Below are 23,784 nucleotides of genomic sequence, written 5' to 3' on the forward strand. Positions count from 1 at the left end.
GGGGCACGCGGGCCCGGAGGCACGGCGGGCACACGCCGGGCCCGGCGAACCGGCCCGGGGCGCAGGCCCTGCGGCTACTTCTTGCCGCCGTCCTTGCCGCCCTTGTCCTTGTCGCCGCCGGCGCCCATGGACTCGAAGATCTCCTTGCACATGGGGCAGACCGGGTACTTCTTCGGGTCGCGACCCGGGACCCAGACCTTGCCGCAGAGCGCCACGACGGGGGTGCCGTCGAGGGCGCTCGCCATGATCTTGTCCTTCTGGACGTAGTGGGCGAAGCGCTCGTGGTCACCGTCGCCGTGCGACACCTGCGGTGTCGGCTCTACGAGGGTCCCCGTACCTGCCCCGCGCTCGGGCTCAAGAGTGCTCATAACAGCCAAGGGTACTCACGCGCGGCGCGCGCGGGGAGCGTCGGCCCGCCGCCGGGTGCAGTGCCGCGCCGGCCGCCGCCACCCAGGCCGCCGGGCCGGACCGCGGCGAAACGGGCCGGAGCCCCACAGGAGACCCCCGCCGCCGGGACCTGTCCGCCCCCGACCCGCCGGACAGGCGGCCGGTCCGCCCCCAACCCGCCGGACCGGCCCTACGGCGCGGCCACCTCGAAGAGACCCCTAAGCCCCCTACGGCGCGGCCACCGCCACACCGCCCCGGTCCACCGCCACACCGCCCCGGTCGCCGGCCGTCAGCCCCAGCTCCGCGGCGAACGCCAACCCGGCCGCCGGGCGGATCGCGTACCAGCAGTCCTGGCCGCAGACCGCGTCCAGCAGCGCCGATATGTCCTGCGCGCCGACCGTGCGGGCCCCGGCCGCGGCGAGGAACGATCGGACCGCGGACGCCGCGTCGACCTCCGTCTCGGTCCGCGCCACCAGGTGCTCGACGATCGCGTCGACCGCCGCGTCGCCGGGCGCCGCCCAGCTCATCGCCATCGCCAGCCCGTCGTCCGGCATCGCCGCCGGATACGGGGCGCGCGCCCAGGCACCGTTCTCGTACCAGTAGGCGAACCCGAGGAGGTTCCCCCGGGCGTCGTCCCGCAGCCGCTCCCAGGGCAGCCACTCGGGGCCGCCGGCCAGGAAGTCGATCTGCCGGTCGCCGCTGTGCGTGCAACTGCCGTCCGAGTCCTGGCCGCAGAGCACCGCCCGGCCGTCGCCGTGGAGCTTCAGCCGCCACCAGTAGGCGCCGCCGTCGTTCGAGCACCGCAGCCCGTCGGGGCCCCAGGAGAACTCGTCCCAGTCGTCCAGGGCCGCGGCCACCACCGCCAGCGTCGCGGCCCGCACCCACAGCCGTTCCGGGTGGTCCAGGTCCTCGGGCACGCTCGGCCTGTGCATGGCGCACTCCCCCGTCCGTCCGGCGCGGCCCCGACTGGGGTGTCCCCTGCTCGCACGGAGTTGAGCTCGGGGAAGCGACCGCGCACCGTTACCTGACACGACGAACGATAGCGACGGGGTCCGACAACTCCCCATGACGAAGCCGTCACAAAGTGCCCGGTGCGCTCCCGGGCGCACCACCCGGCGGGTAACGGGGCGTGCGCGCCGTGCGAAGCGGCCCGCGCCGGGCCCCGGTCGGTACACCGACGGGTCGGTACACCGACGGGTCAGTTCAGCAACGGGTCAGTTCAGCGACGGGTCGTCCGGATACGTGGCCACCATCGCGAGTTCGTTCCGCTGCCGCCGCAGCACCGCCCGCCACAGCTGCTCGGGGTCCGGCGAGGAGACATCGCCCGGCTCGGACTCGACGACGTACCAGGCGCCCTCCACCAGCTCGTCCTCCAGCTGGCCGGGCCCCCAGCCCGCGTACCCGGCGAAGATCCGCAGGCTGCCGAGCACCGCCGCGAGCAGTTCCGGCGGGGCCTCCAGGTCCACCAGGCCGATCGCGCCGTGCACCCGGCGCCAGCCCAGCGGCTCGTCCCCGGCCGCCGGCTCGTCGGCCGTTCCCATGGCCCGCGCCCCGGCCGGGTCGCCGCCCGCGCGGTCCGTACGGGCGCCGCCCTCCATGGACGGCACGCCGCTCTCGCCGGGCGGCCCGCCGGGCACCACGGCCACCCCGAGGGCCGAGTCCAGCGAGACCGGGCCGCCCTGGAAGACCACCCCCGGCTCGCCGGCGAGCTCGGCCCAGGGGGCGAGGATGTCCGCGACGCCGACCGGCGTGGGGCGGTTGAGGATCACACCGAGGGAGCCCTCCTCGTCGTGGTCGAGAAGGAGCACCACCGCGCGGTCGAAATTCGGGTCGGCGAGTGCGGGTGTGGCGACGAGCAGCCGGCCTGTGAGCGAGGACACCTCGGTCATGGCCACATGATCCCGCACTTCTGCCCCGAGCGGGGAGTCAACCCCGGGACCGTTGGGAGAGCAGGGCAGGGCGTACGGCGGCAGCACCGGCGCACGAGGTTCGCGCCGGATACCGCATTCCAGACATTCAGCGCGTTTTCCGTCAAAAGACGATTACGCATCAAAGCCGGATCGTAGCGGAGCGTGTTGTGGCAAAGCCATTACACGCCGGAACCCTGCACAGCCATACGGGCACCCCCTCGGCCGCCCTTACCATTTCTCCTGGCCCTGACCGACTCCAGGAACGCGAGATCCATGACCGTCTCTACTGACGACGTACTGCTTGTCCACGGCGGCAACCCGCTGGAGGGCGAGATCCGGGTTCGCGGTGCGAAGAACCTTGTGCCCAAGGCCATGGTCGCCGCGCTCCTCGGCAGCGGTCCCAGCCGGCTGCGCAACGTGCCCGACATCCGTGACGTACGGGTGGTGCGCGGACTGCTCCAGCTGCACGGCGTCACGGTGCGTCCGGGGGACGAGCCGGGCGAGCTGGTCCTCGACCCGTCGCACGTGGAGAGCGCCAACGTCGCGGACATCGACGCGCACGCCGGCTCCTCGCGGATCCCGATCCTGTTCTGCGGCCCGCTGCTGCACCGGCTGGGCCACGCCTTCATCCCGGGCCTGGGCGGCTGCGACATCGGCGGCCGGCCGGTGGACTTCCACTTCGACGTGCTGCGCCAGTTCGGCGCGAAGATCGAGAAGCGCGCCGACGGGCAGTACCTGGAGGCCCCGCAGCGGCTGCGCGGCTGCAAGATCCGGCTGCCGTACCCCTCGGTCGGCTCGACCGAGCAGGTGCTGCTGACGGCCGTACTGGCCGAGGGCGTCACCGAGTTGTCGAACGCCGCCGTGGAGCCGGAGATCGAGGACCTCATCTGCGTCCTGCAGAAGATGGGCGCGATCATCTCCATGGACACCGACCGGACGATCCGGATCACCGGTGTCGACAAGCTCGACGGCTACACCCACCGCGCCCTCCCGGACCGCCTGGAGGCCGCCTCCTGGGCGTCCGCGGCGCTGGCGACCGAGGGCAACATCTACGTCCGCGGCGCGCACCAGCGGTCGATGATGACGTTCCTGAACACCTTCCGCAAGGTCGGCGGCGCCTTCGAGATCGACGACGAGGGCATCCGCTTCTGGCACCCGGGCGGCTCGCTCGACGCCATCGCCCTGGAGACCGACGTCCACCCCGGCTTCCAGACCGACTGGCAGCAGCCCCTGGTGGTCGCCCTCACCCAGGCCTCGGGCCTGTCCATCGTCCACGAGACGGTCTACGAGTCCCGGCTCGGCTTCACCTCCGCGCTCAACCAGATGGGCGCGCACATCCAGCTCTACCGCGAGTGCCTGGGCGGCTCCGCCTGCCGCTTCGGCCAGCGCAACTTCCTGCACTCCGCGGTCGTCTCCGGCCCCACCAAGCTCCAGGGCGCCGACCTGGTCATCCCCGACCTGCGCGGCGGCTTCTCCTATCTGATCGCGGCCCTGGCCGCCCAGGGCACCTCCCGCGTCCACGGCATCGACCTGATCAACCGCGGCTACGAGAACTTCATGGAGAAGCTCGTCGAACTGGGCGCCAAGGTCGAACTCCCCAACGGGTCGCTCCGGAGCTGAGATCGGTCGGCACGGCACGCGGCCGAGGCGGGCGCACGGTCGGGGCGGGCACGCGGCTGACACGGACCCGCCGGTGCCGCCACCTGTTGCCCGCTTGCTCCCATGGGGGCGTCGGCGCTGCCCCGCCGCCTCCCCCACGCGCCCTCACACCGCGTCCTCCGAAGGACGGTCCGGGACATCGCCGCCCGCCGCATGCATCGCGTCGACGCACTCGCCCAGACCACGCAGCACCTCCGCCGCGTCCTCCTCGGTCAGCGCGTCCACCCGCGCGGTACGGGCCTTGAGTCCCGCCCGCACGAGATCGAGCCGCCGGTACAACTCCCGATACCCGACATGCCGGTTCCACGGCTCCTCGACCCGGCCGCACCCCCCACCCACACACCCTCCCCCGCCCCCTCCCCCGAAGGGGGAGAGGGGGGTGGGGGCGGGGGCAGATCACCCCACCGCTTCCCCGGCCCGTTCCGCCACCAGGACCGGCTTCTCGTGCGGAACCACCGTGCAGCGGGCGCCCGCCGTCAGGTCGGCCGCCTCCCAGCTGGGCAGGTCGGCCTTGACCGGTACGCCGGACTCGGTGGTGAGGTGGAGCCGGGTGGTGGGCCCCAGGAAGGTCGCCACCCGTACGGTCGCGGTCGTCCCCTCCGCGTCCGCGTCCGTACGGATGGCGAGACCTTCCGGCCGCAGCAGTACGTCGACCGCGCGGCCCGCCGCCGGGGCCGTCCCGTGGATGGGCAGCCGGCGACCGAGGAGTTCGACCACCCCGCCCTCCCGGACCGTGCCCGGCAGCCGGTTCATGGTGCCGACGAACTCCGCGACGAACGGGGTCGCCGGGCGCTCGTACAGCTCGTTCGGCGGAGCGCACTGTTCGAGCCGGCCGCCACGCATCACCGCGACGCGGTCCGCCATCGACAGCGCCTCCTCCTGGTCGTGGGTGACGAAGACGGTGGTGATGCCGAGTTCGAGCTGGATGCGGCGGATCTCCTCCCGCAGGGTGAGCCGCACCTTGGCGTCCAGGGCGGACAGCGGCTCGTCGAGGAGGAGTACGCGGGGGCGGATGGCGAGCGCGCGGGCGAGTGCGACGCGCTGCTGCTGGCCGCCGGAGAGCTGGTGCGGGTAGTGGCCGGCGCGGCCGGGCAGGCCGACGAGGTCCAGCAACTCGTGGGCTCGGGCGGTCCGTTCGGCGGCGGGGGTCCTGCGGACCCGCAGCCCGTAGGCGACGTTGTCGGCCGCCGTCATGTTGGGGAAGAGGCTGTAGGACTGGAAGACCATGCCGATGTCGCGGCGGTTGGCCGGTATGGCGGTGACGTCCTCGCCGCCCATCAGGAGCGCGCCGCTGTCGGCGGTCTCGAAGCCGGCGATGATCCGCAGTGCGGTGGTCTTGCCGCAGCCGGAGGGGCCGAGCAGGGCGATCAGCTCGCCGGCGGCGATGTCGAGGTCGAGGCCGTCGAGGGCGGTGGTGGAGCCGAACTCCCGGCGCAGTCCTCGGAGTTGCAGCGGGACGGTCATGCGTTCTTCCTTTGCTTGCGGGTCCGGCGGGCCCGGCCGCCGGCCACGGTGGTGAGCAGGAGCAGCAGCCCCCAGGTGAGGAGCAGGCTGAGCATGGCGGCGGCGCCGGCGAGTTCCGCGTCCTGGCCGCCGACCTCGACCATCCAGACGGCGAACGGCCGGTAGCCGAGCACGGAGGCGACGGTGTACTCGCCGAGCACCATGGCCAGGCTGAGCACCGCCCCGCCGACGACCGCGCCGCGCAGGTTCGGCAGCACCACCCGCCACAGCGTCACCAGCCGCGAGGCGCCCAGGCTGCGGGACGCCTCGACCAGGGTGGCGAGGTCGACGGCGCGCAGTCCGGCGTCGAGGGAGCGGTAGAGGAACGGCAGCGACATGACGGTGTAGAGCAGGACCAGGACGAGCGGGAAGTTCTCGTTCTGGAGGGCCATCAGGGTCTCGTAGAACGGCGTACGGGCCAGGTCGGGCGCCCAGGAGAGGACCGTGTTGACGCCCGCGACCAGTGCGATCGGCGGTACGACGAGCGGCGTCATACACAGGATCTCCAGCAGGGGCCGCAGCCGGGGCAGCCGCAGGTGGACCACGACCATCGCGGGGACCACCAGCAGCAGCCCCAGCACGACGGTGGCCAGGCCCAGTTCGACGGAGAGCAGCAGGCTGCCCGCCATGTCGGCGGAGATCAGGTGGCCGGTGTAGACGTCGAGGGTGAGGCCCTTGACGGGGTCGTCGACGGTGAACCAGACGGAGGCGGCGACGGGGACGAGGAAGTAGAGCAGCGCCGTCGACAGGACGGCGAGGCGCCCGTAGGGGAGCCGGCGCCGGCCGCCGCGGCGCGCGCCCGGTGCGCCGCTCCCGGGCCGTGCGCCGTCGTCGCCGTGCCGCGCACCGTCGTCCCCGGGCCGCGCGGGTGCGCCCTGTGCCGTAGTCGTCATCCCAGCCATCGGGCGCTCCTCCGCTGCAGCGGTATCTGTACGGCCATCACCAGCAGCGCGATCAGCACCATGTTGAGGCTCATGGCCAGGGCGAGGTTCTCCTGGCCGGTCAGGACGTTGCCGGCCAGGGCGTTGGAGATCTGCACGGTGATCAGCGGCACCGAGCTGCCGACCATGACGGCGGCGGTGGCGTGCGAGGCGAAGGCGGTGCCGAAGAGCAGTACCGCGCCGCCGAGGAGGGAGGGGGCCAGGACGGGAATGCCGATGTGCCGCCAGAACTGGCCGCGGGTGGCGCCGCAGGAGGCGGCGGCCTCCTGCCACTGGGTGCGCAGTCCGTCGAGGGCGGGCAGGACGGTCACCACCATCAGCGGGATCATGAAGTACAGGTAGGCCAGCACCAGTCCGGTGGAGCTGTAGAGGCTGAATCCGGCGTCGGACAGCGCGAGCAGCCGGGTCAGGGTGCCGGTGGTGCCGAGGGTGGCGACGAAGGCGAAGGCGAGCGGGGCGCCGGAGAAGTTGGCCAGTACGCCGGAGGCGGCGACCACGGCCTTGCGGAGCGCGGGGCGGCGGGAGGAGACCACGGCCTGCGCGATGAGGGTGCCGGCGACGGTCGCCAGCAGGGCGGAGACCAGGGAGAGCCGAATGCTGCCGCCGAGTCCGGTGGCGTAGATCCCGGACCAGGACTGGCGGGCGTTGGCCAGGGTGGCGTGGGCGGTGCCGGTGGCCGGGTCGGTGGCGGTGAACGCGCCGTATACGAGGGCGCCGGCCGGCAGGCCGAAGCAGAGGGCGAGGAAGGCGAGGAAGGGCAGGACGGCGGGCCAGTGGCGGCGGCCCGGTCGGCGGGCCCGGCGGCGGCCGGCGGCGGGGCCGGTGTCCGCGGAGGCTGCGGTGTGATCGGGGTGGTCGGTCATACGCGGGGGGTTTCTCCAGGGGGCGGGCCAGCGGGCGGGAATGCGGGGGGAGTTGGGGTCAGCCGACGGCCTTTCCCCAGCCCTCGGTGACGGCCACCTTGGCGGCGTCCTCCTGTTCCGGGGTGGGGAACTTCGGGGTGCCGTGGACGGCGGGCAGGCGGGCGGCGGCCGGTTTGTCGGCGGTGCCGTCGCGCTCCATCCGGTCGAGCAGCACGGGCCGGGAGTAGCCGCGCAGCCAGATGTTCTGGCCTTCGGGGCTGTAGAGGAATTCCAGCCACAGCCGGGCGGCGGCGGGATGCGGGGCGTAGGCGTTGACGCCCTGGTTGTAGTACTGGGCGTACTGGCCGTCGGAGGGTACGGCGACGTGCCAGTCGACGCCCTTGGACTTCAGGTCGCGGGCGTAGCCGAGGTTGAGGTAGTCCCAGTCGACGGAGATCGGGGTCTCGCCCTTGCGGATGGTGGCGAGGGAGGACTGGACGGGGACGAAGTTGCCGCGCTGCTTGAGCTTGTGGAAGAAGTCCAGGCCAGGGCGGATGTCGTCGAGGGAGCCGCCGTTGGCGAGCGCGGCGGCGAAGACCGCGGAGAACGCCGCGGACGCCTCGGTGGGATTGCCGTTGAGCGCGACCTTGCCCTTGTACTGCGGGTCGAGGAGTTCTGCGAAGGTGGTCGGGCAGCGCTTGACGGCCTTGGCGTCGCAGCCGATGGAGACGTAGCCGCCGTAGTTGTCGAGGTAGGCGCCGTCGGCCTGCTTCTGGGCGGCGGGGACGTGCTGCCACTCCGCGACCTTGTACGGGGCGAGCAGCCGTTTGCCGCGGGCGTTGCGCATGAAGGCGGTGCCGAGGTCGAGGGCGTCGACGGCGCGGTCCTGGCCGCGGCGCTTGTCGGCGGCGCCGAGGGCGAGCTGGCTGGTGCCGCCGGGGTTCTCGTTGTGGACCCGGATGCCGTACTTGCGCTCGAAGGTCCGGATCATCTCGCCGTAGTTCGCCCAATCGGGGGCGAGGGCATAGACATTGAGCCGGCCTTCCTTCTTGGCGGCCTTGACGAGGGCGGCCATCCCGCCGAGGTCCGCGGCCGACCGGGCGGTGGCCGCCTTGCTGGTGACGGCGGCCGGGGCGTAGCCGCAGCCGGCGGCGGCCGGGGCGGCCACGAGGGCGGCGGCGCAGGCGGCGAGCGCGCGACGCCGGCGGGCCGGTCGGGTGGGCTTCACGTCGGTACTCCTGGGTCTTCGGCTCGCCACTTGTATGAACAAGCCGCCGTCAGTAAGCCCCGACAAACTAACCTCAAGACGTCCCTCGCACCAACCCCTCATGAACAATAAAACCGCAGGTCATAAGCGTTATGATGGAAAAGGTTTAGAGCTTCGCAGAGCGGTTAGACGCATACCCCGTACCTGCGTGGACAGGCCATCCTGTGCACAGTGATCTGACCCGCGAGGAGCCCCGTTGACCCGACGCCACCAGCAGATCGCCGAGGCCCTGCGCCGGGCGATCACCGATGGCGACCTCCCCGTGGGCGGCACGCTGCCCTCGGAGACCGAACTGGCCGCCGCCCACGGCGTCTCCCGCGGCACGGTCCGCCAGGCCCTGGCCGCGCTGCTCGCCGAGGGGCTGATCGGCTCCCGCCAGGGCGCCCGGCACATCGTGCTGAGCACCGCGCCCAGCCAGAGCTTCACCGAGCTGCGCAGCTTCGCCCAGTGGGCGCGGGCCGGCGGCCACTCCCCCGGCGGCCGGGTCCTGGAGTCCGCGCGCGGCGCCGCCGACCGCGGGGAGGCCGCGCTGCTCCAGCTGGCGCCCGGCGCCGGGGTGCTGCGGGTGTTGCGACTGCGAACGCTGGACGGCGCGCCCGTCCTGCTGGAGCGGACCGTCTACGCGGACTGGATCGCCGAGGCCGTCGAGGCCCTGCCGGCCGACTGCGAGTCGGTCACCCAGGCGCTCCTCGATTCCCACGGCCTGGTCTTCGCGCACGGCGAGCACCATCTCGACGCGGTCGCCGCGGGCACCGCCGACGCCCGGGAGTTGCGGGTGCGACGGGGTAGCCCGCTGCTGCGGGTGCGCCGTACGACGACCACCGCGGAGGGCCGCCCGGTCGAGACCTCCGACGACCGCTACCGCCCCGGCGCGGTGGTCTTCACGGTGCGCAACTCCACCCAGGCCAACCCCCTGGCCCGGACCCCGGCCGGCTGACCCCGCACCCGTCCGCCCCCGTACACCCCGCCCTCTACCGAACAGCGAGTCCGCATGCCCACTCCCCCCGACCGCGCGCTGCCCGCCGCCCTGCTGTGCGACATGGACGGCACCCTCGTCGACACCGAGCACCAGTGGCTGGCGACGGTGGCCGGTTTTCTGCGCGACCAGGGCGCCCCGGCCGGTGACGAGACGGTCACCTCGTTCGCCGGCGCGCCGGTCGGCGACGCCGCCGCACGCCTGGTGCGCGACCACGGCATCCGCCTCGGCGTCACCCGGACGGCCGCCCTCCTGGACCGGGACTTCACCACCCGGGTGGCGGCCGGGGTCGCCGTCCAGCCGGGCGCACTGCGGCTGCTGGACCGCGCCCGGGCGCTCGGCATACCGGCGGCCCTGGTCACCGCGTCGGAGCGGCATGTCGCCGAGCTGGTGCTGCGCACCCTGGGGGCGCACCGCTTCGCGCTGTCGGTGACCTCCGGTGAGGCGCCGCGCGGCAAGCCGCACCCGGATCCGTATCTGGCCGCCGCGGCCGGCCTCGGCGTCGACCCGGCCCGCTGCCTGGCCGTCGAGGACACCCCCACCGGTGCCGCCGCCGCGCTGGCCGCGGGCTGCCGGCTGCTGGCGGTGCCGACGGTGCCGGGCATCGTCCCCGGCCCCCGTACGGCGGTGGTGGCGTCGCTGGAGGACGTGGACCTCGCCGACCTGCCGTTCCCCCGGGCCGCCTGAGCGCGCCGTAGGCGGCATACGAGAGGGCGGCCACCCCGGGGAAGGGGTGGCCGCCCTCTGTGCCGTAGGAAGGGCCTTACTTGCCCTTGGCGGCTTCCTTGAGCTTGGAGCCCGCGGACACCTTCACGCTGTAGCCGGCCGCGATCTGGATCGGCTCACCGGTCTGCGGGTTGCGCGCGGTGCGAGCGGCACGGTGGGTGCGCTCGAAGGTCAGGAAGCCGGGGATGGTGACCTTCTCGTCGCCCTTGGCGACGACCTCGCCGACGGTCTCGGCGAGCGCGGCCAGAACGGCGTCGGCGTCCTTGCGGGTCACCTCGGCGCGATCGGCCAGAGCGGCCACCAGCTCACTGCGGTTCATGTATGTACTCCCGTGTTCTTCTTGCCAATGAGGCGTGAGATCGAAGCCGATGCTGCCAGGGCCCTCGAACGGTCCGCGGAACCGGGTCCGTCCTTCAGCTCCCTCGCGCCTGGGGTCCCCCTGGACAATGTCCTTGGGAGAGCATCCTGCCCCCACCTGCGGCGGTAAAGCCAATCCAGCACCCTGGAGGGTCACCCGCCACCCTATGGGTGGCCCACTGACGGCGTGACCCGCGACGCGCCGGACTCAGAGCGTCGTGGCGGCCGTCACAGCCGGGTCGGCGGCCTTCGCCGCGTCCCGGACCGCCCCGGCGACCGCACCCGCGACCTTCTCGTTGAAGACGCTGGGGATGATGTAGTTCGGGTTGACCTCGTCGTCCAGCACCACCTCGGCCAGCGCGCGGGCCGCCGCCAGCATCATCTCGGTGTTCACCGTACGCGAGGCCGCATCCAGCAGACCACGGAAGACCCCGGGAAAAACCAGCACATTGTTGATCTGATTGGGGAAATCCGAACGCCCCGTCGCCACCACCGCGGCCGTCTGCCGCGCGATCGCCGGATCCACCTCCGGATCCGGATTGGCGAGTGCGAACACGATCGCACCCTGCGCCATCCGCGCCACGTCCTCACCATCCAGCACATTCGGCGCCGAGACACCGATGAAGACATCCGCCCCCACCACCGCCTCCTTCAACGTCCCCGTCACCCCGTCCGGATTGGTGTTGTCCGCGATCCAGCGCAGCGCCGAATCCGCACCGGCATCCACCAGATCGGCCCGACCGGCATGCACCACACCATGGATGTCCGCCACCACCGCATGCCCCGCACCGGCGGCCAGCAGCAGCTTGAGGATGGCCGTCCCGGCCGCACCGGCACCCGACATCACCACCCGCACATCCTCGATCTTCTTCCCCACCACCCGCAGCGCATTGGTCAACGCCGCCAGCACCACGATGGCGGTGCCGTGCTGATCGTCGTGGAAGACCGGGATGTCCAGCGCCTGACGCAACCGCGCCTCGATCTCGAAGCAGCGCGGCGCGGAGATGTCCTCCAGATTGATGCCCGCGAAACCCGGGGCGATCGCCTTGACGATCTCCACGATCGCATCGGTGTCCTGCGTGTCCAGGCACAGCGGCCACGCATCGATCCCCGCGAAACGCTTGAAGAGGGCCGCCTTGCCCTCCATCACCGGCAACGCGGCCTTCGGACCGATGTTGCCCAGCCCCAGCACCGCGGAACCGTCGGTGACCACCGCGACACTGTTGCGCTTGATCGTCAGCCGGCGGGCGTCCTCCGGGTTGTCGGCGATCGCCTGGCAGACCCGGGCGACACCCGGGGTGTAGACCATGGACAGATCGTCACGGTTGCGGATCGGATGCTTCGACGACATCTCGATCTTGCCACCGAGATGCATCAGGAACGTCCGGTCGGAGACCTTGCCCAGCGACACACCCTCGATACCGCTCAGCTCGGAGACGATCTCCTGCGCATGCGCCGTCGACGTCGCCGCGATCGTCACATCGATCCGCAGCTTCTCGTGCCCCGACGCGGTCACATCCAGACCCGTCACCGACCCACCCGAGGACTCCACGGCCGTGGTGAGCTGGCTGACGGCGGTACCGCTCGCGGGAACCTCCAGTCGCACCGTCATCGAATACGAGACGCTAGGCGCCGTTGCCATGGCCGACTTCCTCTGCTTTCCCTGGTTTCTCTCTCGGCGACTCCGGTACTCGGGGGTGCCCGGGCCGGAGCGCGTCGTCCGATCGTCCCACCTACCAGCCGGTACACGGTAACCAGCTACAAACTCCGGAAAGACTCTTCCACCATACGAGAGAAGATCGGTCGAGCGGAAGCCCCTCCGGGAACGGGAACCGGCCGGCCGCGCGAGCGGCACCCCGGCGGAGCCGACGCCGGCGGCGGGAGCGGCGGAAACGACTGCGGGCGCCTCTCCCGGAGAAGAGGCGCCCGCAGTCGCTGCTTACGACACCGACCCGCCATGCTCGCCTCGCGGCAAGTGGTCGCTCGTAGCGACGATGGTTGGGCCCGGGGGCTTGGATCGAGCCGGTGCCGTCACCAAGGCTAACAAACCATCCCGGGAAGCGAATCCCGTCCCGCTGGGCCGTTTTGAAGACCCCTCGTACGGCGGTGCGCGACGCGGGGCGCCTCCTCTGCCCTGAAGGCTGCGGGGGGGCCGGCCGGCCCGCCGTACGCGTCAGTCGCGCAGCAGGTCGGGCACCCCGGCGGCGTCCGGCTGGTCCGGTCCGGTGGAGAGCACGGTCAGTTGCCGGGTGGCGCGGGTCAGCGCGACGTAGAGCACCCGCAGCCCGGCCGGGGACTCGTCGGCGATCTCGGCGGGCGAGACCACCAGCGTCGCGTCGTACTCCAGCCCCTTGGCCTCCAGGGAGCCCAGCGCCACCACCCGGTCGCCGAGCCCGGCCAGCCAGCCGCGGGCCTGTTCGCGGCGGTGCATGGCCACCACGACGCCAACCGTGCCGTCGACCTCGTCCAGCAGCCGCTCGGCCTCCGCGACGGTGGCCCGTGCCAGCGCTTCGTCATCGGTGGCGGTGTCGGGGGCGCCGTCCACGGAGACCGCGAACCGGGGCTCCAGGCCCGTCGAGCGCACCGCCTTCGGGGACGGGGTGCCGGGCATCGCCAGCGCCAGTACCCGGGACGCGAGGTCGGCGATCTCGGCGGGGTTGCGGTAGTTGACGGTGAGCGTGAAGCGACGGCGGGGGCGGGCGCCGAGCGCCTCGTCGCGGGCCTCGGCGGCCTCGTCGGGGTCCGACCAGGACGACTGGGCCGGGTCGCCGACCACGGTCCAGGTGGCGTGCCGGCCGCGCCGGCCGACCATCCGCCACTGCATCGGCGTCAGGTCCTGCGCCTCGTCGACGATCACATGGGCGTAGTCGGTGCGCTCCTCCTCCAGCCGCTCGCGGCGGCTGCGGCCGGAGGCGGTGCGGTCCGCGTAGGTGGTGAGCTCGTCCAGGCCGGTCAGCTGGTCAAGCGGGTCGGCCTCGCGCGGGCGGGCCGGGCGCATCGGGGCGCCGAGGATCTGCTGGAGCTCGTCCAGCAGCGCGATGTCGTGCACCGACAGCGGGCCGTGCCCGGTGGCGTCCAGCCGCCGCAGCGAGCGGGCCAGTTGGCGCACCTCGCGCTGGTTGAGGATGCGGCGCGCCCAGCGGGCGAGCCGGCGCTCGTCGGCCATCGCGGCCAGCACTCCGCGCGGGGTCAGCTCCGGCCACCAGGCGTCGAGGAACTCCTGGAAGTCCGCTTCGGTGGTGATGTCCTCGTCGAAACCCTCGCGGGCCTCGGCGGCGAGTTCCGGGTCCGGGTAGCGGCGGGCGGCGCCGGACCTGACCCACAGGGCGTCCAGGAGCAGCCGGCGGGCGCGCGGGCGCAGCAGGTTGACCGGGGCGGTGCCGCCCAGCGCGGTCTGCCGGATGGCGCGCAGTTCGCTCTCGTCCAGCTCGATCCGGCCGCCGAACGCGACGACCCGCAGCCGGGTGGGGACGGCCGCCGCGGGTTCCGCCGCGGAGCCGGAGCCGGTTCTTCGGCCGCCGTCCCCGGCGGCGTCCTGCGCGAGCAGGTCCTCCAGGGACAGCTGGGCGTCGTCGCCGGCCGGCGCCCCGGCCACCGGGGGCGGCACGGGTGCCGCCGGGGGCGCGGCCAGTTCCAGTGCGCCGCGGGCCGCCTTGCGCAGCAGCTTCTGCATCCGCGCGGAGCCCTTGATGCGGGACACCGCCGGCGGGTCGTAGGCGGTCGCCTCGGCGCCGTCGACCAGCGAGCCGAGCGCCCGGATGGCGACCTGCCCCTCCTCGCCGAGGGAGGGCAGCACGCCTTCGGTGTACGCGACCAGCAGCGGCGTCGGGGAGACGATCAGGATGCCGCCGGCGTAGCGGCGGCGGTCCTGGTAGAGGAGGTAGGCGGCGCGGTGCAGGGCGACCGCGGTCTTGCCGGTGCCGGGGCCGCCCTCGACCTCCGTGACGGAGGCGGCGGGCGCCCGGATGACCAGGTCCTGCTCGGCCTGGATGGAGGCGACGATGTCCCGCATGGTGTGGCTGCGGGCCCGGCCCAGGGCGGCCATCAGCGCGCCGTCGCCGACCGCCGGCAGCTCGGCGCCGTCCAGCGTCGCGGTGATCTCCGGGCGCATCAGATCGTCCTCGACGCCCAGCACCCTGCGCCCCTTGGAGCGGATCACCCGGCGTCGCACGACGCGGCCGGGGGCGACCGGGGTGGCGCGGTAGAAGGGGGCGGCGGCGGGTGCCCGCCAGTCGATCACCAGCGGCGAGTAGTCCGCGTCCAGCACGCCGAGGCGGCCGATGTGCAGGGTCTCGGCGATGGCGGCGCGGCCGTCCTGGATGGCGCCGTCGGCGGGCTCGACGGAGGTGTGGGCACCGTCCGGGCCCTTCTTGCCGTCCTTGCCGAGGAGCAGGTCGATCCGGCCGAAGAGGAAGTCCTCGTACTCGGAGTTGAGGCGGTGGAGATGGATGCCGGCCTGGAATACCTGGGCGTCGCGCTCGGCGAGCGCGCCGGGCGTGCCGACCTGGCCGCGCTTGGCGGCGTCGTCCATCAGGAACTCGGCCTCGTGGATCTTCTCCTCGAGGCGCCGGTAGACGCGGTCGAGGTGCGTCTGCTCGGCCTCGATCTCACGGTCGCGAACGGAATCCGGTGCGTGGTCCGGTGCGTGCGTGGCGTTGTGCGCGGCCACCCAGGCCCCCTTCTGCTGTGCGTAGGGCAGCCGTCAACCGTACGCGAACCCGGCACCGCGCGCACCTGGAGAGAGCGACAAATCTGTACCGAACCGGTCGGCTGTTGACTCAGACGGCGACCTGGTCAGGGCGCTTCCTGGACCGTCTTCGGTGCCGGGCCACCCGCTCGCGGTTGCCGCAGACCTCGCTGGAGCACCAGCGGCGGCGCCGGCCGCGCGAGGTGTCCAGATAGACCAGCGAGCAACCCTCCCCGGCGCACTGGCGCAGCAGGCCGCGGGCGGCCGGGTCGGTCAGCAGCGCGACGGCGTCCCGGGCCACCGCGGCCAGCAGCCCGGCGCAGTCGGGCGGGCCGGGAAAGGTGCCGGCCAGCGCGCCGTCGGGCCCGCGTACGGCGTGCACGGCGGGCGGCGGGGCGGCGCCGGCCGCGGCGTTGAGCTGCGCCAGGTCGGCGTCGGCGGCCCGGCCGCGCAGTTCGGCGTGCACCACGCGGCCCACCAGTGCGCGCAGCGCCCGGAAGCGGGTGACCCAGAGGGCGTCGACCGCGTCCAGCGGGACGCCGTACGGCACCACTCCCGCGCCGGTCAGCCAGGCCGCCAACTGGTCGGGGCCGGTGAGCCGTTCAAGGCCGGCGGGCCGTTCGGCGGCGCCGCCGGTGGTGGCCACCAGGTCCAGGCAGATCCGCCCGCAGTCGAACCGCAGGTCGTAAGGGGCCGCCATGTGCCTGTCACTCCTCGGGGAGCAATCGCGGGTGGTGGGGAAAGCGCGGACACGGACCTTCCCAGGGTGCCCGGCCGCGCCGTTTGCCGGAACCCTGCGGCGTCGGCCACTCCTCGCGGGCACCGCACGTGGACACCCCAACTAGACACTACGCGTATACCACTGATGTATAGTCCGGCGGCATGTCGTCGAAATCGCTGCTCAAGAACCGCGCCAGCCTGACGCACAAGATCGGTTACGCGGTCCGCAACCCGGCCCGCATCACCCCCTACGTCAAGCGCACCGCCCGCGACACCTGGCTGCGCCTCAAGCACCCCGACCATGTCGCGTACTACCGCGCGGTGATGGCCTCCGACACCGGCCGCAGCCCCGAGGCCGCGGTGGGCAGCCGCAGCCACCAGCGCTGGCTGGCGCTGGGCGAGATGCAGTTCGACTACCTGGTGGAGCACGGGCTGCGGCCCGGCCACCGGATGCTCGACATCGGCTGCGGCAACCTGCGCGCCGGCTGGCGCTTCATCGCCCACCTGGACACCGGCAACTACTACGGCATCGACATCTCGCCGGACATCCTGATAGCCGCCAAGCGGACCCTGGCCACCTACGAACTCCAGGACAAGCTCCCGCATCTGACACTTACTCAGGACCTGACGCTGGACTTCCTGCCGGCCGGCCACTTCGACGTCGTGCACGCGCACAGCGTCTTCTCGCACTCGCCCATCCACGTCATCGACGAGTGCCTGGCCCACGTCGGCCGGGTGCTGGCCCCCGGCGGGTTCTTCGACTTCACCTTCGACCGCACCGAGGGCGCCGAACACCAGGTGCTGCGCGAGGACTTCTACTACCGGACCGAGACCCTGCTGCGACTGGCCCGCAAGCACGGCCTGGAGGCTCGCTTCATGGACGACTGGGAGAGCCGGCCGCACGGCCAGTCGAAGATCCGGGTCGGCAACCCCTCCTGACCGGCCGGAGCGGCCCCGGGGCCTGCCCGATCGGTCAGGGCGGGGCCCGGCGGACGGGCCCTACCCGCCGTACTTGCCGGTGTCCGCGTGCGGGTCCAGCGCCAGCCGGTAGCCGCGCTTGACCACCGTCTGGATCAGCTTGGGCGCCCCCAGCGCCACCCGCAGCCGCGCCATCGCGGTCTCCACCGCGTGCTCGTCGCGCCCCGCACCGGGCAGCGCCCGCAGCAGCTCGGCGCGCGCCACCACCCAGCCGGGGCGCCGGGCCAGGGCGCGCAGCAGCGCCATCCCGGCGGGCGGCACCGGGCGCAGCTCGCCGTCCACCACGACGGCCCGGCCGCGGATCTCCAGGCGCCGGCCGGCCACCGGCAACGGCCGCGCCCGGCCCGGGAGTTCCCGGCACAGCAGCTGCACCAGCGGGCCCAGCCGGAAGCGCTCCGGCTGGCGGGTGGGCACGTCCAGCGCCTCCAGCGGCAGCGCGGTCACCGGGCCCACGCACGCCGGCAGCACGTCCTGCCGCAGCGCGGCCAGCAGCTCCGGCTGGATACCGCGCTCGGCCGCCCGCTCCAGCAGAGAGGCGGCGGCCGGGGCGCTGGTGAAGGTCACCGCGTCCAGCCCGCGGGCGAGCACCGCGTCCAGCAGCCGGTCCACCGGCCCGATGTCCTCCGGCGGCATCCACCGGTACACCGGCACCCCGACGACCTCCGCCCCGGCCGCCCGCAGCGCCTCGACGAACCCCGGCAGCGGCTCCCCGTGCAGCTGGACGGCCACCCGACGCCCGGCGACGTCCTCGGACAGCAGCCGGTCCAGTACCTCGGCCATCGACTCGGACGCCGGCGACCACTTCTCGGTCAGCCCGGCGGCCCGGATGGCGCCGCGCACCTTCGGGCCGCGGGCCAGCAGCTCCACCCCGGCCAGCCGGCCCAGCAGCGCCTCGCCCAGCCCCCAGCCCTCCGCGGCCTCGATCCAGCCGCGGAACCCGATGGCGGTGGTGGCCACCACCACGTCCGGCGCGTCGTCGACCAACGCGCGGGTGACGGCGAGCAGTTCGGCGTCGTCCGGCAGCGGCACGATGCGCAGCGCCGGCGCGTGCACCACCTGCGCGCCGCGCCGCTCCAGCAGCGCACCCAGTTCCTCCGCCCGCCGGGCGGCGGTCACCCCGACGGTGAAGCCGTCCAGCGGGCGCACCGGCCCGCCCTGTTCGCCGTGCCGCCGCGCGGTGTGCTCGTGCTGCTGATCGTGCATAGGGTCCGTCCCACTTTTCCCGGAGAGGCGGTGCGCGGTGCCAGTGCCGGGGTACCACCGGCGGTAGCCGGGGGAGCGCCGCGGCTCCGGCGGCACCCGGGCGGCACTCGCGCCCAGATGCCGAGCCTGCCAACGGCACGTGACAGGCAAGCTCCTCCAGTATTTCCCCGCGGTTACGGAGCCGCCGCCGCACCCCCGGCCAGGTGGCGGGGGCGCGGCGGCGGGATTCGCGCCCGCGCCTCAGACCTCGGCGTACGCCGGGCGCATCGCCTCGCCCTCCGCGCGCGCCGCGGACCCCGCGCCGGCCGCCCCCCGCAGGTATACGGCCCAGGTCACCACCCCGCACAGCGCGTAGTAGGCGAGGAAGGAGACGAACGCCGGAGTGCCCGAGCCGGTCGTGCCGAACGCCTCCCGGAAGGCGAGGTTGATGCCCAGCCCGCCGAGCGCGCCCACCGCCCCGATCAGCCCCATCGCGGCCCCCGACAGCCGCCGCCCGTACGCGGCGGCCACCTCGCCCGCCAGCCCCCGGCGCACCGCCTGGGCCTGGAAGATCCCCGGGACCATCTTGAACGTGGAGCCGTTGCCCAGGCCGGTCAGCACGAACAGCGCGATGAAGCCGACGAGGAAGACTGGCAGCGAGCGCACCGCCGACGCGTAGATCACCACCCCGGTGGCCAGACTCATCGCCCCGTAGTTCCCCAGCGTGATCCGGGCCCCGCCGAACCGGTCCGCCAGCCGCCCGCCGACCGGCCGCACCAACGACCCCAGCAGCGGGCCGATGAAGGTCAGCGAGGCCGCCTGGAGGGGCGTGCGGGCGAACTGGCTCTGGAGCACCAGCCCGAAGGCGAAGCTGTAGCCGATGAACGACCCGAAGGTGCCGATGTAGAGCAGCGCCATCACCCAGGTGTGCCGCTCGCGGGCCGCCTCCAGGGCCGCTCCGGTGTCGTTGGCCACCGGCCCGAGGTTGTCCATGAACAGCGCGGCCAGCACCGCCGCGAGCACGATCAGCGGCACGTACACCGCCAGCACGAGCCGCGGCTGCGCGGCCCCCGCCGTCCCGATCACCAGCAGCCCCAGCAACTGGATCACCGGCACCCCGATGTTGCCGCCGCCGGCGTTCAGGCCCAGCGCCCAGCCCTTCTTCCGCAGCGGATAGAAGGAGTTGATGTTCGTCATGGAGGAGGCGAAGTTCCCGCCGCCGACCCCGGTCAGCCCGGCCACCAGCAGGAACGTGCCGTACGACGTACCCGGCGTCATCACCACCGCCGCCGCGGCCGTCGGCACCAGCAGCAACAGGGCGCTGAACACCGTCCAGTTGCGCCCGCCGAACCGCGCCACCGCGAAGGTGTACGGCACCCGCAGCACCGCGCCCACCAGCGTCGGCATCGCCACCAGGAAGAACTTCCCGGCCGGATCGATGCCGTACTCCGGGCCCATGAAGAGCACCATCACCGACCACAGGCTCCAGATGGAGAAGCCGATGTGCTCGCACAGCACCGACAGGGCCAGGTTCCGCCGGGCGACCCGCTCCCCGGTCTCCCGCCAGAACCCCTCGTCCTCGGGGTCCCAGTGCTCGATCCAGCGCCTGCCGCGCCGCCCCCTTCCCGGCGGCTCGCCGCCGCACTCGCTCGGGGTCTTCGCCGTGGCCTCGGCCGTCATCGCGCCTCCCAGGGGTCGGGTCCTGCCACCCGACGCTAGGGACGGCGGGTTTCCGCCCTGTGGCAGCAGGTGACCGGCGCGAAACCTTGCTCTCACGCGGTCCGGGTGCATGCGGTGAGCCGCGGCGGCACACACGCGGCGTACGACACGAAGGCGGTGCGCCGACGTGCACCGCGCGCCCCCTCGCATCACCCGTACGGGGTAATGGCACGTGCCCGGTGCACTGCCAGCCTTTTTATCGGACGCATGGAGTAACCAGCCCGACACGTTCCGTCGCCGAAGCGGTGTGCTCACCTCCCGCCCGGCGGCGGCCGGATCCCCCTGCCGGGGCGGCACACCCGCCCCCGCAGGGATGCAGGGCTCTCCCCGGAGAACGGAAAGAAAGGGATGCGATGCACCAAACACAGCAGCGGACCGCCGGCGGACGGCGCGGCTCCTGACCTCCCCCGGCTAACGCTGGGGGTGCCCCCAACCGCCGGCGGCCCTCCTGCCGGGGCGCCTCCCCGCCCCGGCAGGCCCCCGGTCGCACCCCATCGAGGCCAAGGAACGGCAACTCCCCGTGGATTTCCTGGTGTTCCCCGACCACCCCGCCACCGACCGGCTCACCGCCCGCCTGCCGCGGACCCCGGCCACCCGCACCGTGCCGCACCTCTCCGGCCGCCCCTGGATCGTGGGGCACTGGCGGCGCGAGGAACTGGTGACCGCGCGCACCGGCCCGTGGTGCGCGGTGCTGCTCGGGACGACCTCCGCCACCCCCGGCGAACTGGCCCGACTGCTGCGCCGGCTGAGCGGCCCGGACGACCTCGCCGACCTCCGCCACGAACTTCCCGGCAGCTTCTTCCTGCTGGCCTCCATGGGCCCCCGGGTCCGCTGCCAGGGAACGCTCTCCACGGTCCGCCGGCTGCACCGCACCGACCTCGGCGGCGTCACCGTCCTGGGCAGCCGCCCGCAGGACCTGGCCGCCCTGGCCCGCCAGGCCGCCGCGGCCGGACTGCCCGGCGCACCCGGCACCGGCACGGTCGACGAGGAGGCGCTGGCGGCCCGGCTGCTCGCCCCCGCCGCCCCGCTCCCCCTCGCGCTGCGCACCCCCTGGCGGTCGATCCACGCCGTACCGCCCGGCCACTGCGCCACCTACGACGGCGACGGCCGGCACCGCGAGGTCCGCTGGTGGCAGCCGCCGGAGCCGGACGTGCCGCTGCCGGACGCCGCCGAGGCCGTACGGGAGACCCTCGGCGCGGCGGTGCACGCCCGGACGCGGTCCGCGCCCCTGAGCGCCGACCTGTCCGGGGGCCTGGACTCCACCAGCCTGTGCTTCCTGGCCGCCCGCGACGGGGCCGGGCTGGTCACCACCGCCTGGGAGTCCCGCGACCCGGCCGACGACGACCCCCTGTGGAGCGCGCACAGCGCCCACCGCCTCGGCCGGGTCCGCCAGGAGGGCCGGCACCTGTCCCTCCCGTACACCGACGCGCCCACCTGGTACGCCCCGCCCGCGCACCCCTCGCACACCGACCCGGCGGGCCCGCTCACCGCGGTCCGGGAAGCGGCCCGGCTCGTCCACCAGGCGCAGCTGGTCGCCCGGTACGGCTCCCGGCTGCATCTGTCCGGCGTCGGCGGCGACGAGCTGTTCGGCCTCCGGGCCGTGGCGCTCAACTCCCTCGCCCGCAGCGACTTCCGGGCCGCCGTCCGGCAGGCCCGCCGGGCCCTGCGGCTCGGCCCCCCGACGCTGCCCGCCACCCTGCGCGCCCTGCTCGGCGGCCGGTCCTACCCGCGCTGGCTGGCCGCCGGCGCCGACCGGATCGCGCCCGGCGCCCGCCGCGAGACCTCCGGCGCCGACTGGGAGTGCGTGCCGGCCATGCCGTCCTGGGCGCATCCGGACGCGGTCGCCACGGTCCGCCGGCTGCTGCGTGAGGCCGCCGCCGCGGAGCCCGAGCCGTTCGCCGCCCTGCGGGCCCAGCACGAGGCCGTCCGGGCCGCCGTCCGGGCCGGCGACCTGATCCGCGGCATCGACGCGCTGACCTCGGCGCACGGTGTGGCGTACGAGGCGCCGTTCCTGGACGACGCGGTGATCGAGGCGGCGCTGGCCGTCCGGCTCGCCGACCGCGCCCGGACCGGCTGCCACCAACCGGTGCTGGCCGCCGCGATGCGCGGCATCGTGCCCGGCACCGCCCTCGGCCGCGGCACCAAGGAAGAGCACAGCGCGGAGGTCCACACCGGCCTGCGCCGCCACCGCCGGGCGCTGTCCGCGCTCTGCGAGGACTCCCGGCTGGCCGCGCTGGGCCTGATCCGCCCCGAGGCGCTGCGGCCGGTCCTCACGTCCCTCCAGCCGCACACCGACGCGCTGCGCCCGCTGGACCCGACGCTGGCCGCCGAGTACTGGCTGCGCTCCCTGCCGGCGGCCCTGCCGCACACCCCGTCGGACGGGAGCGTGCCGGCCCCCGCCGCCGGCGGACAGATATCCACCGCCGCGCCGGAGGGTGCCTAGGTCCTGTCGTCACACTCCCGTCGTCCGCCCGAAGGGCCGGCCGGGCGGCGTCCGGTGCCTGCTCTCCGCGTGCCGGGCGACGGCCCCTGTATGGAGTACTGAGGTCGTTGCCCGATGCGGCGAAGGGGGTCCCCCGCCCGAGCCCCGCGAAGCCGGTTCAAGGGTGGGGGTACGTGCAGAGCGTCGGCAGGCAGACGGGAGGCAGGCAGAAGTGTGACGACAGGCCCTAGGGCACCGGCCGGGGCACGGCGCCTCAGTGGGTGCCCTGGACCGGCGCGCTCATCCAGATGGTCTCCTCGCAGATGTTCATCCGGGTCTTCTTGCCCTTTTCGTCCCGGACCTTTATCTGCTTCTGGTGGTGGTCGCGCGGCGCCCCGACGGTCGCCTCGTCATTGCTGACCAGGCAGTCGGCGGGCCGCATGCCGGGCGCGTGGTCCTTGTACCGCAGGCCGGTGGTCACGGTCCCGCCGCGCCGCAGGTCTATCGGCATGGTGCGGACCTGCCCCTTGCCGGCGGACTCGGGCCCCTTGCCGACATGCACCGCAAAGGTGGGGAAGCCGTCGAACACACACGGCTGCGAACCCTTGTTGACGGCCGTCAGCCGGGCCTCGCGGCGCGGGCTGTGCGGTACCTCCTTGAGCACCGTGACCTTCCAACTGAGGCTCTTCGTCTTGCAGCTGGCGTGCAGCGCGGCCATCCGACCGGAGCCGCAGCCGGTCAGGGCCAGCGCGGCGGTGACGGTCAAGGTGAGCGCGGCCATCGTCGTCGCGAGTACGGAACGTCGCTGCACGACTCCCCCTGTTCAATCCGTTCGTCCTGTTCGCATACATCGCTCGCACACGATGTCTTTCCGTAAGGAAGGGTTTTCGGCGCGGAAGGTTGCCTGCCGGAGGGGAGAGATATGCGTCACGTAAACATCGGGCCCCCGCGGGAACCGCCACCGGCCGCCTCGCCATCAGCATCCGCCCGCCGCCACACCCGTCTCCGCACCCGCCGTCACACCCGTCTCCACACCCATCGCCGCTGCGTCTGCCGCCGGCAGCCACCAGCCCTCCGCGGGCGGCTTCCGCCAGCCGTCCCGCGCACCGAGATCCCGGGCGGCGGCTCGCAGCGCGTCCAGCCCGGGGTGCCGCAGCCCCCGCCGCCACACCATCCCCACCGGCGACAGCGGCACCGGATCGACCACCGGCCGCAGCACCATCCCCGGCACCTCGATGAACTCCACGCTCGCCAGCACCGACCACCCCCGCTTACGCACCACCCGGACGAACTCCTGCGCCCCCTCGATCTCCGGGAACGGCTCCGCCACCGCGATCCCCCGCCCCTCGAAGAGCCGCGCCGCCAGCTCCGTCCACTCCGCGGTGTGCGGGTTCCCGGCGCCCGCGTAGAGCGTCTCACCGGCCAGCCGCGCCAGCGGCACCGGACCGCCGCCGGCCAGCGGGTGGCCCGCAGGCAGCAGCACCGCCATCGGCTCCCGCCGCACCGGC

21 protein-coding genes are annotated in these 23,784 nt (G+C 73.6%); 5 read left to right on the top strand and 16 right to left on the bottom strand.

What is annotated here, in order from left to right; translation table 11 throughout:
- Window positions 1-74: 74 nt before the first annotated feature.
- The 3 genes from RZ84_RS13610 to RZ84_RS13620 form a co-directional block, all read right to left on the bottom strand.
- The gene (locus tag RZ84_RS13610) at window positions 75-368 is read right to left on the bottom strand and encodes a DUF3039 domain-containing protein (protein ID WP_026169910.1); all 294 of its coding nucleotides are present in this window, start codon (window positions 366-368) and stop codon (window positions 75-77) included.
- A gap of 246 nt (window positions 369-614) precedes the next feature.
- Window positions 615-1,319, bottom strand: a complete 705-nt coding sequence (locus tag RZ84_RS13615; RefSeq protein WP_043264540.1) for a hypothetical protein — start codon at window positions 1,317-1,319, stop codon at window positions 615-617.
- 282 nt (window positions 1,320-1,601) lie between these two features.
- The gene (locus tag RZ84_RS13620) at window positions 1,602-2,276 is read right to left on the bottom strand and encodes a YqgE/AlgH family protein (RefSeq protein ID WP_043264541.1); all 675 of its coding nucleotides are present in this window, start codon (window positions 2,274-2,276) and stop codon (window positions 1,602-1,604) included.
- A 294-nt stretch (window positions 2,277-2,570) separates the two neighbouring features.
- On the opposite strand from RZ84_RS13620, the gene murA reads away from it, so the two are divergent.
- Complete coding sequence (gene murA / locus RZ84_RS13625) at window positions 2,571-3,917, top strand: UDP-N-acetylglucosamine 1-carboxyvinyltransferase (RefSeq protein ID WP_043264542.1); 1,347 nt, start codon at window positions 2,571-2,573, stop codon at window positions 3,915-3,917.
- A 144-nt stretch (window positions 3,918-4,061) separates the two neighbouring features.
- On the opposite strand, the gene RZ84_RS36535 is transcribed toward murA, so the two are convergent.
- From RZ84_RS36535 to RZ84_RS13645, 5 genes are read right to left on the bottom strand one after another with little or no spacing between them, the layout of a single operon-like run.
- The gene (locus RZ84_RS36535; protein ID WP_078893740.1) at window positions 4,062-4,295 is read right to left on the bottom strand and encodes a hypothetical protein; all 234 of its coding nucleotides are present in this window, start codon (window positions 4,293-4,295) and stop codon (window positions 4,062-4,064) included.
- 57 nt (window positions 4,296-4,352) lie between these two features.
- Complete coding sequence (locus RZ84_RS13630; protein ID WP_043264543.1) at window positions 4,353-5,420, bottom strand: ABC transporter ATP-binding protein; 1,068 nt, start codon at window positions 5,418-5,420, stop codon at window positions 4,353-4,355.
- Window positions 5,417-6,361 carry an ABC transporter permease gene (locus RZ84_RS13635; RefSeq protein WP_043264544.1) on the bottom strand — a complete coding sequence of 315 codons (945 nt, stop codon included), beginning with the start codon at window positions 6,359-6,361 and terminating at the stop codon, window positions 5,417-5,419. The genes RZ84_RS13630 and RZ84_RS13635 overlap by 4 nt, the downstream gene beginning before the upstream one ends.
- Window positions 6,349-7,263 carry an ABC transporter permease gene (locus RZ84_RS13640; protein WP_107068117.1) on the bottom strand — a complete coding sequence of 305 codons (915 nt, stop codon included), beginning with the start codon at window positions 7,261-7,263 and terminating at the stop codon, window positions 6,349-6,351. Before RZ84_RS13640 ends, RZ84_RS13635 begins: the two co-directional genes overlap by 13 nt.
- 58 nt (window positions 7,264-7,321) lie before the next feature.
- Entirely contained in the window at window positions 7,322-8,410 is a 1,089-nt protein-coding gene (locus RZ84_RS13645; protein ID WP_241778046.1) for an extracellular solute-binding protein, read from the bottom strand.
- 295 nt (window positions 8,411-8,705) lie between these two features.
- Between RZ84_RS13645 and RZ84_RS13650 the strand changes: the two genes are divergently transcribed.
- Window positions 8,706-9,446: a GntR family transcriptional regulator gene (locus tag RZ84_RS13650; RefSeq protein WP_043264546.1), complete on the top strand. Its 741-nt coding sequence runs from the start codon at window positions 8,706-8,708 to the stop codon at window positions 9,444-9,446.
- 54 nt (window positions 9,447-9,500) lie between these two features.
- A complete protein-coding gene (locus tag RZ84_RS13655; protein WP_043264547.1) occupies window positions 9,501-10,172 on the top strand; it encodes an HAD family hydrolase in 672 nt (223 codons plus the stop codon).
- 76 nt (window positions 10,173-10,248) lie between these two features.
- On the opposite strand, the gene RZ84_RS13660 is transcribed toward RZ84_RS13655, so the two are convergent.
- The 4 genes from RZ84_RS13660 to RZ84_RS13675 all read right to left on the bottom strand — a co-directional run bounded on the left by RZ84_RS13660 (window position 10,249) and on the right by RZ84_RS13675 (window position 15,955).
- Complete coding sequence (locus tag RZ84_RS13660) at window positions 10,249-10,530, bottom strand: HU family DNA-binding protein (protein ID WP_004951951.1); 282 nt, start codon at window positions 10,528-10,530, stop codon at window positions 10,249-10,251.
- A gap of 246 nt (window positions 10,531-10,776) precedes the next feature.
- Window positions 10,777-12,210 (bottom strand): NAD-dependent malic enzyme, encoded by a 1,434-nt coding sequence (locus RZ84_RS13665; RefSeq protein WP_043264548.1) that lies wholly within the window; start codon window positions 12,208-12,210, stop codon window positions 10,777-10,779.
- A gap of 531 nt (window positions 12,211-12,741) precedes the next feature.
- A complete protein-coding gene (locus RZ84_RS13670) occupies window positions 12,742-15,237 on the bottom strand; it encodes a HelD family protein (protein WP_043264549.1) in 2,496 nt (831 codons plus the stop codon).
- Between the two features lie 109 nt (window positions 15,238-15,346).
- Window positions 15,347-15,955: a CGNR zinc finger domain-containing protein gene (locus RZ84_RS13675; RefSeq protein WP_043264550.1), complete on the bottom strand. Its 609-nt coding sequence runs from the start codon at window positions 15,953-15,955 to the stop codon at window positions 15,347-15,349.
- Window positions 15,956-16,137: 182 nt separating this feature from the next.
- Here RZ84_RS13675 and RZ84_RS13680 point away from each other — a divergent pair, with 182 nt between their 5' ends.
- Window positions 16,138-16,914 (top strand): class I SAM-dependent methyltransferase, encoded by a 777-nt coding sequence (locus RZ84_RS13680; protein ID WP_043264551.1) that lies wholly within the window; start codon window positions 16,138-16,140, stop codon window positions 16,912-16,914.
- A 60-nt stretch (window positions 16,915-16,974) separates the two neighbouring features.
- On the opposite strand, the gene RZ84_RS13685 is transcribed toward RZ84_RS13680, so the two are convergent.
- Window positions 16,975-18,156, bottom strand: a complete 1,182-nt coding sequence (locus RZ84_RS13685; protein ID WP_043264552.1) for a uroporphyrinogen-III synthase — start codon at window positions 18,154-18,156, stop codon at window positions 16,975-16,977.
- A gap of 240 nt (window positions 18,157-18,396) precedes the next feature.
- Window positions 18,397-19,815 (bottom strand): nitrate/nitrite transporter, encoded by a 1,419-nt coding sequence (locus tag RZ84_RS13690; RefSeq protein WP_043264553.1) that lies wholly within the window; start codon window positions 19,813-19,815, stop codon window positions 18,397-18,399.
- 559 nt (window positions 19,816-20,374) lie between these two features.
- On the opposite strand from RZ84_RS13690, the gene RZ84_RS13695 reads away from it, so the two are divergent.
- Window positions 20,375-22,297: an asparagine synthase-related protein gene (locus RZ84_RS13695; protein WP_043264554.1), complete on the top strand. Its 1,923-nt coding sequence runs from the start codon at window positions 20,375-20,377 to the stop codon at window positions 22,295-22,297.
- 253 nt (window positions 22,298-22,550) lie between these two features.
- Here RZ84_RS13695 and RZ84_RS13700 read toward each other — a convergent pair whose 3' ends face one another.
- Both RZ84_RS13700 and RZ84_RS41050 read right to left on the bottom strand, forming a co-directional pair.
- A complete protein-coding gene (locus RZ84_RS13700; protein WP_241777692.1) occupies window positions 22,551-23,087 on the bottom strand; it encodes a DUF4232 domain-containing protein in 537 nt (178 codons plus the stop codon).
- Between the two features lie 165 nt (window positions 23,088-23,252).
- A partial coding sequence (locus tag RZ84_RS41050) for a LysR substrate-binding domain-containing protein (RefSeq protein ID WP_241777693.1) occupies window positions 23,253-23,784 on the bottom strand: 532 nt, incomplete at its 5' end.

It is taken from the genome of Streptomyces sp. CT34 (genome assembly GCF_000805335.1).
GTDB lineage: Bacteria > Actinomycetota > Actinomycetes > Streptomycetales > Streptomycetaceae > Streptomyces.